This window comes from Tahibacter soli (genome assembly GCF_025717065.2).
Classification (GTDB): domain Bacteria; phylum Pseudomonadota; class Gammaproteobacteria; order Xanthomonadales; family Rhodanobacteraceae; genus Tahibacter; species Tahibacter soli.
The window spans coordinates 385,776-401,795 of sequence record NZ_JAOVZO020000023.1 but is presented as its reverse complement, the minus strand read 5'-3'; the positions used below and the strand labels follow the sequence as shown (position 1 = coordinate 401,795).

At 69.2% G+C, this 16,020-nt stretch carries 11 protein-coding genes; 5 read left to right on the top strand and 6 right to left on the bottom strand.

Annotated elements, in window-relative coordinates; all coding sequences use genetic code 11:
* Window positions 1-129 precede the first annotated feature (129 nt).
* Together OD750_RS26955 and OD750_RS26950 are read left to right on the top strand one after the other, a co-directional pair.
* Window positions 130-1,809 (top strand): diguanylate cyclase, encoded by a 1,680-nt coding sequence (locus tag OD750_RS26955; protein WP_263542531.1) that lies wholly within the window; start codon window positions 130-132, stop codon window positions 1,807-1,809.
* 28 nt (window positions 1,810-1,837) lie between these two features.
* The gene (locus tag OD750_RS26950) at window positions 1,838-2,770 is read left to right on the top strand and encodes a LysR family transcriptional regulator (protein ID WP_263542532.1); all 933 of its coding nucleotides are present in this window, start codon (window positions 1,838-1,840) and stop codon (window positions 2,768-2,770) included.
* Between the two features lie 15 nt (window positions 2,771-2,785).
* Here the strand turns inward: OD750_RS26950 and OD750_RS26945 are convergent, their stop codons facing one another.
* A complete protein-coding gene (locus OD750_RS26945) occupies window positions 2,786-3,022 on the bottom strand; it encodes a tautomerase family protein (protein ID WP_263542533.1) in 237 nt (78 codons plus the stop codon).
* A gap of 14 nt (window positions 3,023-3,036) precedes the next feature.
* Window positions 3,037-3,762, bottom strand: a complete 726-nt coding sequence (locus OD750_RS26940) for an SDR family NAD(P)-dependent oxidoreductase (RefSeq protein ID WP_263542534.1) — start codon at window positions 3,760-3,762, stop codon at window positions 3,037-3,039.
* A 220-nt stretch (window positions 3,763-3,982) separates the two neighbouring features.
* On the opposite strand from OD750_RS26940, the gene OD750_RS26935 reads away from it, so the two are divergent.
* Both OD750_RS26935 and OD750_RS26930 read left to right on the top strand, forming a co-directional pair.
* Window positions 3,983-6,367 (top strand): winged helix-turn-helix domain-containing protein, encoded by a 2,385-nt coding sequence (locus OD750_RS26935; RefSeq protein WP_263542535.1) that lies wholly within the window; start codon window positions 3,983-3,985, stop codon window positions 6,365-6,367.
* Window positions 6,368-6,504: 137 nt separating this feature from the next.
* Window positions 6,505-7,614 (top strand): DUF3466 family protein, encoded by a 1,110-nt coding sequence (locus tag OD750_RS26930; protein WP_263542536.1) that lies wholly within the window; start codon window positions 6,505-6,507, stop codon window positions 7,612-7,614.
* Window positions 7,615-7,673: 59 nt separating this feature from the next.
* Here OD750_RS26930 and OD750_RS26925 read toward each other — a convergent pair whose 3' ends face one another.
* From OD750_RS26925 to paoA, 4 genes are all read right to left on the bottom strand, one after another.
* On the bottom strand, window positions 7,674-8,531 hold the full coding sequence (locus tag OD750_RS26925) for an NYN domain-containing protein (RefSeq protein WP_263542537.1): 858 nt from the start codon (window positions 8,529-8,531) through the stop codon (window positions 7,674-7,676).
* Between the two features lie 88 nt (window positions 8,532-8,619).
* Window positions 8,620-10,812, bottom strand: coding sequence for an aldehyde oxidoreductase molybdenum-binding subunit PaoC (gene paoC / locus OD750_RS26920; protein ID WP_263542538.1), 2,193 nt, complete (start codon window positions 10,810-10,812; stop codon window positions 8,620-8,622).
* Window positions 10,809-11,765: an FAD binding domain-containing protein gene (locus OD750_RS26915; protein WP_263542539.1), complete on the bottom strand. Its 957-nt coding sequence runs from the start codon at window positions 11,763-11,765 to the stop codon at window positions 10,809-10,811. Before OD750_RS26915 ends, paoC begins: the two co-directional genes overlap by 4 nt.
* The gene (gene paoA / locus OD750_RS26910; RefSeq protein WP_263542540.1) at window positions 11,762-12,412 is read right to left on the bottom strand and encodes an aldehyde dehydrogenase iron-sulfur subunit PaoA; all 651 of its coding nucleotides are present in this window, start codon (window positions 12,410-12,412) and stop codon (window positions 11,762-11,764) included. The genes OD750_RS26915 and paoA overlap by 4 nt, the downstream gene beginning before the upstream one ends.
* Before the next feature lie 1,401 nt (window positions 12,413-13,813).
* Here paoA and OD750_RS26905 point away from each other — a divergent pair.
* Window positions 13,814-15,982, top strand: coding sequence for a TonB-dependent siderophore receptor (locus OD750_RS26905; protein WP_263542541.1), 2,169 nt, complete (start codon window positions 13,814-13,816; stop codon window positions 15,980-15,982).
* Window positions 15,983-16,020: the final 38 nt, after the last annotated feature.

The window sequence follows — 16,020 nt, the reverse complement described above, 5'->3', positions numbered from 1 at the left end:
CAGCCCTTCTTCGGGCCGCCCCGCCGGTCGAGGTACTTGATACCCTCGACCCGTGAAACGGGCCTGCCGTATTCCGCCGGCGGCACGAATCCAAAACAATACCGCGAGGGTCATGACGGAGAATCGCGAGTGAACCGGAACCTGCGCAACCGCGTGATGGCGGGATTGCTGCTGACCGCCGCGCTGCTGCTGTCGGTCGGCATCTTCGTGATTCGCGGCGCGCGCCAGTTCGTGTCGAGCAGCACGTGGGTCGAGCACACGCACGATGTGATCACCGCGCTCGAACACGTCTACGCGACGGTCAAGGACGTCGAGGCCGACCAGCGCGGCTTTCTGCTGACCGGCCGCGTCGAGCTCGAACAGGAATACCTCGCCAACCTGCCCGCCGCGCGCACGGCCGCGGCGAACGTCGCGCGGCTCGTCGCCGACAATCCCGAGCAGGCCGCTCGCGCGACGCAGCTTCAGGATCTCGTCGAAAAGCGCCTGCAGGCGTCGCTCGAAACCTATACGACCTACAAGACGTCCGGCTTCGATCAGGCGCGCTCGATGGTCGCGGCCGGTGCCGGCATCGACCTCATGGGCCGGATTCGCGAGCTGCACAAGACGATGGCGGCGCAGGAGCGCGATCTGTTGAGCCGGCGCGTGACGCTGTCGGAAACGAACGCGCGCACGCTCGAGCTGTCGACCGTTGCCGGGCTCGGCGTGGGGCTGATCCTGTTCTGGCTCGTCGCGCGGCGTCTCCTGGTCGAAGTGCGCGAGCGCCGGCGCGCCGAAGCGCTGACTGCCGGCGCCAACGCCGAACTGACGAAGAGCGTGCACGAGCTCGCGCTGCGCGAAGACCACACGCGACAGCTCAGCCGCTATGCCGGCATGCTGCAGAGCTGCCGCAGCGTCGGCGAGGCGATCGACGTCTCGCGCCAGGCGATCGACCGCCTGCTGCCGGACTGCGGCAGCGCGGTGTACCTGATCCGCGCATCTCAGGACCTCGCCGAATCCATCGGCACCTGGGGACGTCCCGCGGCGTCCACCGCCGCGTTGTTTCCGCCGCAGGACTGCTGGGCGCTGCGGCGCGGCCAGCCGTTCGAGTCCGAAGACGTCGGGCACGGCGTACGCTGCGCGCACGTGAGCGCGATCGACGACGCGAGCGCGTGGTCGATTTGCATACCGCTCGTGGCGCACGGCGAAATACTCGGGCTGGCGAACTTTTCGTGCGGTCGCGCACCGGCGGCGTCGCAGCGCGACGTCATGGTGGCCGCGGTCGAACAGCTTTCGCTCGCGCTGTCGAACCTGCGTCTGCAGGATTCGCTGCGCACGCAGTCGATCCGCGATCCGCTGACCGGCCTGTACAACCGCCGCTATCTCGAAGAGTCGCTGACGCGCGAACTCGCGCGCTGCGACCGCGTCGGCAAGGCGCTGTCGGTGCTCATGATCGATCTCGATCACTTCAAGCGGTTCAACGACACCCACGGTCACGACGGCGGCGATGCGCTGCTGACGCACGCGGGTCGCCTGCTGCAGGCGCATTGCCGCGCCGAAGACATCGCGTGCCGCTACGGCGGCGAGGAATTCACGATGATCCTGCCGGAAGTCGACGCCGAGCGCGCACGCGCGCGCGCCGAACAGATCCGGGGCGCCGTCGAGACGCTGGACGTCTACCATCGCCGCGAAAAGCTCGGCGCCGTGACCGCCTCGATCGGCGTCGCCACGTTCCCCGAGAGTTCGCGCGAGGCGGCCGAACTGCTGCGCCGCGCCGACGCCGCGCTTTACAACGCGAAACAGCAGGGGCGCAACCGCATCGTCTCCGACTGACAAACGAACACTTCGCCGGAAGCCCGCAATGGACCGAATCGAAGCGATGAAAGTGTTCGTCGCCGCGCTGGACGAGGGCAGCCTCGCCGCGGCCGGACGAAAGCTTGGCCGTTCGCCCGCGGCCGTGAGCCGCGCGATCGCGTTTCTCGAGCACCACGTCGGCGCGGAACTGCTGCATCGCACGACGCGCACGCTGCGGCTGAGCGAAGTCGGCGAACGCTATGCCGCCGCGTGCCGGCGCGTGCTGACCGACCTGGAGGAAGCCGACCTGTCGATCGCGAACGCACGCGTCGCGCCGCGAGGAACATTGACGATCTGCGCGCCGCCGATCAGCGGCGAGGAAATCCTGCGTCCGATCGTCGATGCGTATCTCGAAGCGTTTCCCGCGGTGTCGGCCAACCTCGTGCTGCTCGACCGCCACGCCAACCTGGTCGAGGAGGGCTTCGACGTCGCGCTGCGCGTGGCGCAACTGCCCGACTCGTCGCTCGTCGCCGTGCGCGTGGGCGGCGACGTGCGGCGCGTCGTCGCGGCATCGCCGCGCTATCTCGCCGGCAGCCCGCCGATCGTAGAACCGGCCGACCTCGCGGCGCACCGCATCGTCACGACGACGCATTTCGGCCACGACACCTGGATCTTTCCGCCGTTGCCGGGCGGCACGGTGCCGCGCACGGTGCATTTTCGCGCGCGGCTCGTGGTCAACAGCGTTCGCGCGGCGCTCGCCTCGGCGGTCGACGGCACCGGCGTGACGCGCCTGTACAGCTATCACGTCGCCGAGCGCGTCCGCGACGGATCGCTCGCGGTCGTGCTGCGCGACGCCGAGCCGCCGCCGCTCCCCGTGCATCTCGTCATGCCGCAGGGCCGGCTGGCCGTGCCGAAGGTTCGCGCATTCGTCGACTTCGCGGCCCCGCGGCTGCGCACGGCGTTCGCGCGGCTCTCCGCCGAAGCGGACGAGCTCGACTGAACTCGCTCGCTACGGTCATTTTCCCGCGGCGGCGCGCCGTCGGCGAAACTCGAGCGCCGGCAGTCCGCCCCAGCCCCAGTTGTCGAGATCCACTTCTTCAATGACGACGAAGGTGGAATCGAGCGGCTTGTTGAGGACGTCGAGCAGCACCCGGCTCACGCCTTCGATCACGGCGGCCTTTTCCTCGGCGGTGATCGCGTCGCGCTCGGGGCTCGTGCCCTCGCGCGTCACCTGGATATTGACGATCGGCATGTCGCTCTCCTTCTTCAGTGCCCGGCGCTCTGGCCGCCGTCGATGTGCAGGATCTCGCCGGTCACGAACGCGGCGGATTCGAGATACAGCACGCCGTCGACGACATCGCGGATCTCGCCCATCCGCTTGACCGGATGCAGGCCCGCCAGGAACGCGTGGGTTTCCGGCGCGTGCATCGGCGTTGCGATGATGCCCGGCGAAACCGCGTTCACGCGGATGCCGCTCGCGGCGTATTCGATCGCGAGCGCCTTGGTCGCCGAATTGATGCCGCCCTTGGTCAGGTTCGCGAGCGCCGTCGGCACGCCGGCGATGGCGTGATCGGTCAGGCTGGTCGTGATGCTCACGATGTGGCCCGAGCCCTGCGCGAGCATCTGCGTCGCGGCGCGCTGCGTGACGTGGAAGAAGCCGGCGAGGTTCGTCGCGATCTTCGCGGCAAAGTCGTCGGCGGTGTACTCGGCGAACGGCTTGGCGATGAAGATGCCTGCGTTGTTGACCAGCGTGTCGATACGGCCGAAGCGCGACAGCGCCTCGGCGACGACGCGCTCGGCCGTCGCGGGATCGGCGATGTCGCCCGCGACCGTCGCGATGTCCGGATCGCCGCTCGGGCGGATCGACCGCGACGTCGCGACGATGCGATAGCCGCGCTCGCGAAACGCCTGTACCAGCGCCGCGCCGATGCCCTGCGACGCGCCGGTGACGACGGCGACTTTCTGGGTGTCCACAACTTTCTGGGTGTCCATGATGGCCTCGTAGTTGGATGCGGCGGCGGATGCCTGCCGCGTGCCGTCAATCTAGGCTCTACCGGCTTTCGGCAGAATCCACGCGATTCGGCAGTCAGCCTTTCGACAATCGGAACAATAAAAGCGCGATGTGCGGCACAACGGTGCCTGCGGCGGCCGGCGCCGCGTCGCGTAGAATCGGCCGCGGGCACGGGTGCAAGGCCCGCGAAACTGCCGCTCGATGAAATCGCTCGTCTATCGTTTCAACGGATACCGACTCAACGCATCGGCCCGCGAGCTGCACAAGGGCGGCGAGCGCGTGCCGCTGCCGCCGCGCGCCTTTGCGTGCCTGCTGCTTCTGGTGGAGGCGCGCGAGCGCGCGCTCGGGCGCGACGAGCTGATTCGCGCGCTGTGGCATCACGGCGCCGCGTCCGACGTCCAGCTCGGCCAGCTGATCGTGCAATGCCGCCGCGCGCTCGACGACGACGGCCAGTCGCAATGGGCGATCCGCACGGTGCCGGGTTTCGGCTATCACTGGGTCGCGGCGACGAGCGTCGACGACGGCGACGCGCGCGTCGAAGCCGCCCCCGCGAACCCGATCGACGCCGCTGCGAATCCGCCGAACGCCGCTGCGGCAGCGACCGTCGAAACGACACCGGCGCCCATTCGAACGCGCCGCACCGGCAGGCTTGCCGCCGTCCTCGCCGTCACGGCCGTCGCCGTGCTCGCGTCGTTGCTCATGAACCGCGAAACCGCCGCCCCGGCGCCGCTCTCCGGGCGTGCGATCGTGCTGCCGCTGGCGGCGCAGAACACCGACGAGCGCTGGCTGCGCCTCGGCGGCATGGATCTCGTCGCCGACCGCCTGCGGCGCAGCGGCCTCGTCGTGCAGCCGAGCGAGCAGACCCTGGGCCTGCTGCGCCGGCTGGACGAAGAACATGGGGCGAAACGCGAAGACGGCGCGGCGCTGCGCGAGGCCATGCCGGACACGCTCGTGATCGAAGGCGCGATCGAACCGCGCGGCGCGCGCTGGTACGCGACCGCCGGCGCGGGGACGGCCGCGGGGCCGCGCGTACGCGTCGCGTTCGACGACGCCACGCCGACCGGCGCGCTGCGCGGCGCGGCCGACCGCCTGGCGGCGGCGCTCGGCCGCGTGCCGCCGCCGGCGGCGGATACCGAAAGCGTCGCCGAAACCCTGCAGCGCGCGCAGGCCGCGCTGCTCGCGAACGAACCCGACGCCGCGCGCGAGATCCTGCGCGCCGACGCGCAGCTCGCGCGCGACGAACCGCGCCTGCGTCTGCAGCTCGCCGAGGTCGACATCAGGGCCGGCCGCCTCGACGACGCGCGCACGGCGCTCGACGAACTGCTCGCGCGCGCCGGCGACGACCGCGTGTTTCGCGCGCGGCTCCTCGCGCCGCGCGGCATGATCGCGGTGCGCTCGGGCCAGTACGCGCAGGCCGGCCGCTTCTTCGGCGACGGCATCGCGTCGCTGGACGAGGCCGGCGATGCGCACGGCGACGATCAGCTGGCCGGCCGCCTGCACAACGGCCGTGCCGTCAGCCGCACCTCGCTCGAAGACTACGCCGGCGCCCTGCTCGACTACGGCATCGCGCGGGACCGCTTCGCGCGCGCGGGCGACGAAGGCGGCGTCGCGCGCGTCGACGGCAACATCGGCGCGATGGAACTCCTGCGCGCGCATCCGGCCCAGGCCGAGCCGTACCTCGCCGCGGCCATCGCGCGGTTCGAAGCGCTCGGCCTCGTGCAGGAGCGCATCGGCCAGCTGCAGCTGCTGTCCGTGTCGCGGCGCGCGCAGCTCAAGAACGCCGCGGCGTGGGAAGCGATGGACGCGTCGTGGACGCAGCGCGCGCGCGTGCCGAGCCCGTATTCGCGGCTGTCGCTGCGGCTGTACCGGACCGAGCAGCTGCTGCAGCAGGGCCGCCACAACGAAGCGGCCGAACTGCTCGACGACCCCGGCAACGACGCGCGCCCGGCCGACGTCTCCGAGGTCGAACGCATCCGCCTGCTGCGCGCGGAACTCGACTGGCGCCGCGGCCATGGCGCCGCGGCGCTCGCCGCGCTCGCGCCGACGCCGTTCGCACCGCTCGCGTCGGCCGACAGCGATCTGATCCGCGCCGACATCGAACTCCTGCGATCGCGCATCGCGCGCGACCTCGCCGTCGCCGACGCCGCACCGGACAGCGCGGCCGGCAATGCCGTGGCCGGCGGCCCGTCGCCGAACGCGCGCACGCCGCTGCGCCAGACCGCCGCCGCGAATCGCGCCTGGACCGCCGGCCGCCACGACGATGCCGCACGCCAGTTCGAGGCGGCGTTCGCGCTCGCGCAGGCGCAGGGCGTGCCGCTGACGCTGCTGCGCGTCGCCGACGACTATGTCGCATTCCTGATCGAGCGGCAGCGCGTGGCCGATGCCGCGGCGATTGCGAGCCAGGTGGCGTTGTGGGCCGAAGAGGACTACGACGCGGCGCTGACCGGCCTGCGCGTCGCCCATGCGCAGGGACGCCGCGACGCGTGGCAGGCGGCGCTCGCGACCACGCGCCGCCTCGCCGGCGAACGCGCGATACCGCGCGAGCTCGTCGCGCCGCCGAAAACGGCGCAGGTACGGGCCCCGTAACGCCTCGTCACGATCGCGCCACGCGATTCGAGCGGCATTCGAGCGCGATCCGAATGGCGCCGACGTACGCGTTGCACACCCTCGCAGGACGCGTCCGCGTTGGCGCCGTCCCTTCCATCGCACGAGGCTTCCGATCCATGCACGTTCGTTCCCGCTGCCTGTCCGTCGCCGTTCTCGCCGCGCTCGCGGCCGGCACCGCCGCCGCCGGCCAGGCGCCGCACTACCATCTGGTTCCGATCGAGATTCCCGGCGCGTCGGACGTCTATGTGGCCGACATCAACGACGCGGGCCTCGCCGTCGGCTACTACATCTCGGCCGAAGACGGCGCCACCCAGGCGTTCCTGTTCGACGGCACGCAGGCGACCACGCTGCCGCGTCCGGCCGATCGCGCCGAAGCGCAGGCGACGGCGATCAACGAGATCGGGCAGATCGTCGGCTACGCCTCGACGATCACCGACGACGGCGCGCAGACGACCGCGATGCTGTGGAACGCCGCGAACCTCGCGAACTACACCGTCATCGGCGACGACCAGGCCGTCAAGCTCAATCCGGCCGACATCAACGACAACGGCACGGTCGTGGGCCTCGCCTCGCACGACGGCGCGTTCCGCGCGTTCACGTGGACCCAGGCCGGCGGCCTCGCCGACGGCGTGCCCGATCACGGCGAAGGGACGCAGGCCTACTGGTCGGCCGTCAGCAATGCCGGAAAGCTCGTCGGCGGCTGGAACCTGATCTTCGGCGCGACGCACGCGATGACGGCGCAGGCGGGCATGCCCGGTTTCGCGCCGATCGCCGACGGCGTCGACGACGTGCCGAGCATGGCGCACAACGTCAACGAGACCGGCGTCGCGGTCGGCGAGATGGACGTGGAAGGCAACGGCAAGTCGGTGCCGGTCACGTTCGCCGGCGGCACCGCCACGGCGATTCCCGGCGCGCTGCTCGGGCTTTCGACCGGCGCGGCGTTCGGCATCAACGACACGGGCACGATCGTCGGCCGCGCGCAGAATTTCCTGACGCTGAGCTTCAAGGCGTTCGTCTACGTCGACGGCACGGCCTACGACATCCTCGCGCAGTCGGACGGCGGCAAGACGTTTCCGTACCTGCTCAAGGGCGCGGCCGTGAACAACCACGGCGCGATCGCCGGCCTCGGCCGCGTCGGCGAGTTCAACGTCGGCAGCTTCATCGCGGTGCCGGAACCGGCGCCCGACGCGATCTTCGCGAACGGGTTCGAGCAGGCGATTCCCTAGCGGCGTCCGCGCCGGCCGGATCCTCGCGATCCGGCCGGACGCGCTGCGCAAATTACGAATTATTCAACGCCTTCCGGGCGCCCTGCCGCGCGTACGTAGATCGTCTTCGCGGGGCCGCTGCCGCGATCTTCCATCGCGAAGAACCGGTCCAGCGACCGGAGCAGGTCGCTGAGCTTGCGATGGCCGTAGAGCCGCGGATCGAAGTCCGGACGGACCTTGGTCAGATAGGCGCCGACGGCCGCGAGATTCGCCCAGCCGCGCTCGTCGGACGCCTCTTCGACCGCGCGCCGGATCAGCGCGAGCGGCGCGTCCTGCGGCAGCGGGATCGCCGATGCCTCGCCCGGCTGCGGCGCCGGCGTCTTTGCCGGCGACGCGGGCGTCGCCGCGTCGGCGGGCGCGCTCGCCGTCGGGGGTTTCGCCGGCGGCTTCGGCTTCTTCGCCGGTTTCTTCGCGTCGACGGGTGGCGCTTCGGCCTCGCTGCCGTCGCGCAGCAGTTCGGTATAGATGAATTTGTCGCAGGCCTGGATGAACGCATCCGGCGTCTTCTTCTCGCCGAATCCGTAGACCGTGAGCCCCTCCTCGCGCAGGCGCTGCGCGAGGCGCGTGAAATCGCTGTCGCTCGTGACGAGGCAGAAGCCGTCGAAGCGCCGCGTGTAGAGCAGGTCCATCGCGTCGATGATCAGCGCGCTGTCGGTCGCGTTCTTGCCGCTCGTATACGCGAACTGCTGCACCGGATTGATCGAGAAGCGCAGCAGCGCCTGCTTCCACTGGTTCATGCGCGTGCTGGTGAAGTCGCCGTAGATGCGCTTGACGCTCGCGGTGCCGTACTTGGCCACCTCCTCGAGCAGCGCGCCGATCACGCTCGGCTGCGCGTTGTCGGCATCCACCAGTACGGCAAGGCGACGTTGTTCGTCCATGGCGGGCTCGCTCGTATCGCGGCTGGAATGACCGGAGCGTAGCGGCGTTTCGATGCCCGTTCCACCGGCGAGCGCCGGCCCCTTGGCATCACACCGCCGCCGGCAGTTTCGCCAGCAGCTTGTCGAGCGTGATCGGATAGTCGCGCACGCGTACGCCGGTGGCGTTGCAGATCGCGTTCGCGACGGCCGCGCCGACGCCGCAGATACCGAGCTCGCCGACGCCCTTCGCCTTCATCGGCGACGAGACCGGATCGGTCTCGTCGAGGAAGACGACCTCCTGGTGCGGAATGTCGGCGTGCACCGGCACCTCGTAGCCGGCGAGATCGTGATTGACGAAGAAGCCGCGGCGCACGTCGACCGCGAGGTTTTCCATCAGCGCCGCGCCGACGCCCATCGTCATCGCGCCGATCACCTGGCTGCGCGCCGATTTCGGATTGAGGATGCGCCCGGCCGCGCAGACCGCGAGCATGCGGCGCACGCGCACCTCGCCGGTCGCCGCGTCGACGCCCACTTCGACGAAATGCGCGCCGAACGTCGACTGCTGGAAGCGCTTGTCGAGATCGCCGTATTCGATCGCGTCCTCGGCGACGAGCCCCTGCTCGCCCGCCGCCTGCGAGAGCGGGACGCTGCGATCGCCGGCACTCACGTGGCCGCCGGAGAACTCCGCGTCGGCGCTCATGCCGAGCGCGGCCGCGATCGCCTCGCGCAGCTTGATGCATGCGGCGTAGACGCCCGACGTCGCGTTGTTCGCGCCCCATTGGCCGCCCGAACCGCACGACACCGGAAACGCCGAATCGCCGAGCCGCACGACGACGTTCGCGAGCGGCACGCCGAGCATTTCGGCGGCCGTCTGCGCGATGATCGTGTAGCTGCCGGTGCCGATGTCGGTCATGTCGGTTTCGACGGTCACGACACCTTGCGGATCGAGCCGCACGCGCGCCGCCGACTTCGTCAGCAGGTTGTTGCGAAACGCGGCGGCGACGCCGAGGCCCACGAGCCAGCGCCCGTCGCGCATCTGTCCGGGCTTCTTGCGCGCGCTCCAGCCGAAGCGTTCGGCACCGGTGCGCAGGCATTCGACGAAGCGGCGCTGCGAGAACGGCCGCGACGGCTTTTCCGGATCGACCTGCGTGTCGTTGCGAATGCGGAACTCGACCGGATCGAGGCCGAGCTTTTCGGCCATCTCGTCGACGGCGATCTCCAGCGCCATCAGGCCCGGCGCCTCGCCCGGCGCGCGCATCGCGTTGCCCTCGGGCAGGTCGAGCGTCGCAAGACGCATCGCGGTCATGCGGTTCGCGCCGCCGTACAAGAGCCGCGTCTGCTGCACCGCGACCTCGGGACCGCCGCCCGGCAGGTCGCCCGACCAGCTTTCGTGGCCGATCGCGACGATCCTGCCGTCGCGGTCGGCGCCGATGCGGATGCGCTGGATCGTCGCGGGCCGGTGCGTCGTGTTGTTGAACATCAGCGGCCGCGTCAGCGCGACCTTGACCGGCCGCCCCGCCGCGCGCGCGCCGAGGGCGGCGAGCAGCGCGTCGGCGCGGACGAACAGCTTGCCGCCGAAGCCGCCGCCGACGTACGACGAAACGATGCGCACGTTGTCCTTCGGTATGCCGAGCGTCGCGGCGAGATCGCCGCGGCCCCAGTCGATCATCTGGTTCGACGTCCACAGCGTGAGCTTGTCGCCGTCCCACGCGGCGATCGACGCGTGCGGCTCCATCATCGCGTGCGACTGGTCGGGCGTCGTATACGTGGCGTCAATCCGTACCGGCGCCGCGGCGAACGCGCCGGCGAAATCGCCGACCGCCGTATCGGGCTTTTCTTCCTTCGGCTTGACCGCCGACGATTGCGCGGCGGCGAGGTCGTACGCGCCGCCGGCGCGCACGTAGTCGACGCGCACGAGCTTCGCCGCCGCGCGCGCCTGCTCGAACGTCTCGGCGACGACGAGCGCGACGGCCTGGTGATAGTGCGCGATCGCCGGACCGCCGATCAGCGGCGCGGTGTTGCGCTTGCCCTTGCCGAGCTTGCCGGCGTTCGCCGCTGTGACGATCGCGAGCACGCCGGGCGCGCGCTTCGCCGCACTCGTGTCGATCGACGCGATGCGGCCTTTCGCGATCGCAGCGCCAATGACATAGCCGTAGGCCTGGTTCGGCGCGACGTCGTGGCGTTCGTACGCATATGGCGCGGTACCGGTCGTCTTGAGCGGACCGTCGATGCGGTCGACCGGATGGCCGACCACGGCGAGACGATCGATCGGGTTCGTGGTAGCGGGCTGGTCGAACTTCATGACGCGCTCCTTGCCTGCGCGAGTGCCGCGTCGAGCGCGCGCTGAACCAGCGTCGCCTTGAACGCGTTGTCGCGCGTGGTCTTCGCGTCGGCGAGGAGGCGCCGCGTCGCCGCCGCGGCGCCGTTCGCGAGCTCGGCGTCGGCCGCCTCGACGCGCCACGGTTGCGGCGCGACGCCGCCGAGCGCGACGCGCCCGGTACCGTCGCGCTGCACGATCGCGCCGACCGCAACCAGCGCGAACGCGTACGACGCGCGGTCGCGCACCTTCGTATACACGTGCGTGCCGCCCGGCGGCGGCGGCAGCGTCACCGCCGTGATCAGCTCGCCGCGCACGAGCACGTTTTCGACGTGCGGCGTCTTGCCGGGCAGCCGGTAGAACTCGCCGATCGCGATGCGGCGCGTCGATCCGTCCGGACGCACCGTTTCGATCGTGGCGTCGAGCGCGCGCATGGCGACGGCCATGTCGCTCGGATGCGCCGCGATGCACGCGTCGCTGACGCCGACGATCGCGTGCGGCCGGCTGTAGCCGCCGATCGCCGCGCAGCCGCTGCCCGGCAGGCGTTTGTTGCACGGCTGGTCGGTGTCGTAGAAATACGGACAGCGTGTGCGCTGCAGGAGATTGCCCGCGGTCGTCGCGCGATTGCGCAGCTGTCCCGACGCACCGGCGAGCAGCGCGCGCGACAACAGCGCGTAGTCGCGCCGGATACGCGTATCGGCGGCAAGATCGGTATTGCGCACGAGCGCACCGATGCGCAAGCCGCCGTCGGGCGTCGCCTCGATCTTGTCGAGCGCGAGGCCGTTGACGTCGATGAGGTGCGTGGGCGTTTCGATCTCGAGCTTCATGAGATCGAGGAGGTTCGTGCCGCCCGCGATGAACTTCGCGCCGGCATTGCCGGCGGCGCCGGCCGCGGCTTCGGCGGGTGTGCGCGCGCGTTCGTACGTGAAGGCTTTCATACGCGGCTCCCGGCAGCTTCGGTGATTGCTTCTGCGATGTTCGAGTACGCGCCGCAGCGGCACAGGTTGCCGCTCATGCGTTCGCGCAGTTCGTCGGCGGTCAGTTGCGGCTGCGCCGTCAGTTCGACGCTGACGTGGCTCGGTATGCCCTGTCGCACCTCCTCGAGCATCGCGACGGCCGAGCAGATCTGACCCGGCGTGCAGTAGCCGCATTGATAGCCGTCGTGCCGGACGAACGCGGCCTGCATCGGATGCAGCCGGCCCGGCGCGCCGAGGCCTTCGATCGTCGTGACGTTCGAACCTTCGTGCATCACCGCGAGCGTGAGGCAAGAATTGATGCGGCGGCCGTCGACGATCACGGTGCACGCGCCGCACTGGCCGTGATCGCAGCCTTTCTTCGTGCCGGTCAGACGCAGGTGCTCGCGCAGCGCGTCGAGCAGCGTCGTACGCGTGTCGAGCTCGAGCGTGTGCGCTTTTTCGTTCACCGTGAACGAGACCTTCGATCGCACCGGCGGCTTCGGCAGTTCCGGTGCGGCGAGCGCGGCGGGTGCAGCCATGGCGGTGGCGGGCGCGACGATCATCAGATCGCGACCGAGGATCAGCACGTCGCGGCGTGCCGCGTCGATTCCGTCGTTGGCGTTTTTCATGTCGCCGCTCCTGGCGCTCGAGGTCGCTTGATGGGCTGGGGCTTTCTTATCTTGGGGGTTTTTGTATGAATGGTTGGGGTGTGTTTCGTTCTTTTTTGCGGGCTCTGCGGTGCGCATTGGTGTTTTGATTTTTATCACTTTTTTCACAAATTATTTCGGTTGAACGGAGCGTTTCTTCCGCTGTTGCGAGTCCGCTCGGCGTTCCGGCTTTTGATGTTTTTGTTTTGTCGTTGACGCTTGAGCGTTGAACAAGGGGTTTCGCTCGCTGGCGTGCGTCCCGCTCGTTATCCAGCGAATGCCGGGATCCAGCTCTTGATTGTCGCTTTGTAGTTTTTGCCTGGCGTTGAACAAAGCGTTCCGCTCGCTGCCGCGAGCGGGCAAGGAGAGGTTGCTTGCCCAACCCCTCCCTGCACCCTCCAAGGGCACCCCGACGGCCGCGGTTTGCGGGCATCCGTGCCCGCAAACTCCGCGAGATCGCTCCGGGGTTCGTTGATGGGCCATCCATGGCCCGTCAACGAACTGCGCGCATCCCTGCGCGCACCCGCTGCGCGGGCTGATCCTCCGCAATCTCGCCGCGGCCGACGGGGCCCCGGGTGAAGCAGGCGGCTTCCTGCCGCCAGAAGCGACAGCCCAAGCGCGGCAATTTCTTGGCTCGTCATTCCAGCTTTCGCTTCGCCGTTTCTTTGCTCGTCATACCAGCGAAGGCTGGTATCCAGCTTCTAGATCCGGTTTTCTCGGATATCGAAAAGCTGGATACCGGCCTGCGCCGGTATGACGGCTTTGTAGAAACGCCGCGCTCCGGCCGTTGCCGTTGCCGTTGCCGTTGCCGTTGCATTTGCAGTTGCCGTTGCTTCTGGCGGCAGGAAGCCGCCCGCTTCACCCGGGGCCCCATCTGCCGCGAGCAAGTGCCCGGTGATCAGGCCCGCAGGGGACGCACACGGACGTGCGTCGTCCGCCGCGGTCCAGGATGGACCATCGGCGGACCCCGCCGGGCGCTTGCGGTCCCCGCAGGGCAGGATGCCCGGAGGGGCGCGGCTGTTGGGGTGGCCTTCTTTGGTTACTTTCTTCGGCCAGTCGAAGAAAGTGACTCGCCCGCCGGCAGGCGGGCGAAATGCTTTGTTCAACGCGAGGCAAGTGCGACGAAGCGATCGTCAACGACGACAACAACGTCAAAATGAATCTCAGCGTGCGCCGGGATGACGAGCGAAAGGACGACGCGCCCGATGGGCGCTGCACAGCGCCACCACCCGTCAGGCGCCCCTCCGCTCAGCCTCGCGCGCCTTCGCCTCCGCCCTCCGGCCGAATCGCTCTCATCGAAATTGCATACAAGAACGATTCGCATTTACAAATCGCTGCCGCCTTTTTAACATCGCCCGCTTCGCCACATCGTCACGATTTCCGATGACCCACTTCGCCCTGCCTCGCCCTCGCCGCCTCGCCTTCGCCGTTGCGGTACTGCTTTCGGCGCCCTGCGCCGCGACCGCGGCCGAAACGCCCGACGGTCGCGACACCGTGAAACTCGACGAAGTGCTGACCATCGCCAAAGAAGACACCTATACCGTCGACAGCACCAGCGCCGCGACGAAACTCAACCTGTCGCCGCGCGAAACGCCGCAGTCGATCACCGTGATCACGCGCGAGCGCATCGAGGACCAGAACCTCACATCGCTGCGCGACGTGCTCGACAACACGCCGGGCGTCTATTCCGACGCCTACGACACCGAGCGCGTGCTGTTCTACGCGCGCGGCTTCCTCGTCGACACGCTGCTGTTCGACGGCGTGCCCGCCCTGCCGAACTTCAATACCGGTTCGGTCGACGAAACCATCGATCCCGCGATATACGACCGCATCGAAGTCGTACGCGGCGCCACCGGCCTCATGAGCGGCGCCGGCAATCCCGCGGCGTCGATCAACCTCGTGCGCAAGCACGCCGACAGCCGCACGCCGACGCTGGCGATCGACCTTTCGGCAGGTTCGTGGAGCGACTACCGCACGCAGATCGACGGCAGCGTGCCGCTCAACGCCGACGCGTCGATCCGCGCGCGCGGCGTCGCCGTGTACGAGGAGCGCGATTCGTTCCAGGCGCTTTACCACAAGGATACGAGTGTCCTGTACGGCATCGTCGACGCCGATCTCGGCGAATCGACGCGCCTGTCGTTCGGCATCGACCACCAGAACAACAAGCCGACCGGCAACACCTGGGGCTCGTTCCCGCTGTTCCTCGCCGACGGACGATGGGCCGGCTGGAACCGCTCGGTGACCACCGCCACCGACTGGAGCTTCTGGAACCGCCGCACGGACAGCGCGTTCGCCGAACTGCGCCACGGCTTCGCCAACGACTGGCGTTTGCAGGCGACGGCGAACTGGCGCCGCTACGAAGAAGACGTCGCGCTGTTCTACGTGTCGGGCTTTCCCGATCCGGTCACCGGGGAAGGTCTCGAGCCGTACGCGTATCGCAACAGGGCCAGGATCATCGATCGCTCGGTCGATCTTTACGCGTCCGGCCCGTTCTCGCTGTTCGGCCGCGAGCACGAACTCGTCGCGGGTTTTTCGGCCTCGCGCTCGGCGAATACCGGCACTGAAATGGCCATTGGCGATCTCGCCGGCACCGGCAATTTCTTCCACTGGGACGGCTCGTATCCGCGACCCGTATTCGGCCCGGCGACGCCGCTCACCGACATCGACACCGACCAGGACGGCCTGTACGCCGCCGCGCGCTTCTCGCTCGCCGACCCGCTCAAGTGGATCGTCGGCGCGCGCCGCGCGCGCTGGGAGATCGATTCGTTCTACCTCTACGACGCGACGGTCACCTCGCACTACGACTACGACGAGACGATTCCGTACACCGGCCTCGTCTACGACGTGAGCCGCGAGTTTTCGCTGTTCGCGAGCTTCACCGGCATCTTCAAGCCGCAGAACGGCCGCGATCTCTCCGGGCGCTTCCTCGACCCGATGGACGGCCGCAGCGCCGAGATCGGCATCAAGGGCGAACATCGGGACGGCCGTCTCAACACGTCGCTGACCGTCTTTGAAACGCGCCAAGACAACGTCGCCGCACCGGTGTTCGATCCGGAAACCGGCGAACCGGTGCTGCTGCCGGACGGCACGCAGGCGTCGGCGCCGATCGACGGCACGCGCACGCGCGGCTTCGAAGCCGAAATCAGCGGACGCTTCAGCGAAAACTGGCAGGGTTCGCTCGGCTGGTCGCGCTACGTCATGCACGACGGCGAAGGACGGCCGGTGCGCACGTTCATCCCGGGCACGCTCGTGCGCGGCTTCGTGACGTGGACGCCGAAGCAGTGGGCGGACGGTCTCACGCTCGGCGGCGGCATCGACTGGCAGGGCCGCAGCGCAACCTTCGTCAGCTCGCCGGACGGCGGCACGATCCTCGGCCAGGGCGGTTTCGCACGCCTGCAACTGATGGCGCGCTACGCGCTCTCGCCGGTGTGGTCGGTGCAGTTCAACGCCGACAACGCGCTCGACAAGAACTACTTCGTGCTCGACCAGTACGACAACACGTATTACGGCACGCCGGCGAACTACACGCTGAGTCTGCGCGGCCAGTTCTGAGGCGCGAGCGCCGACCGGCGGTGGCCGGCCGGCGCTCG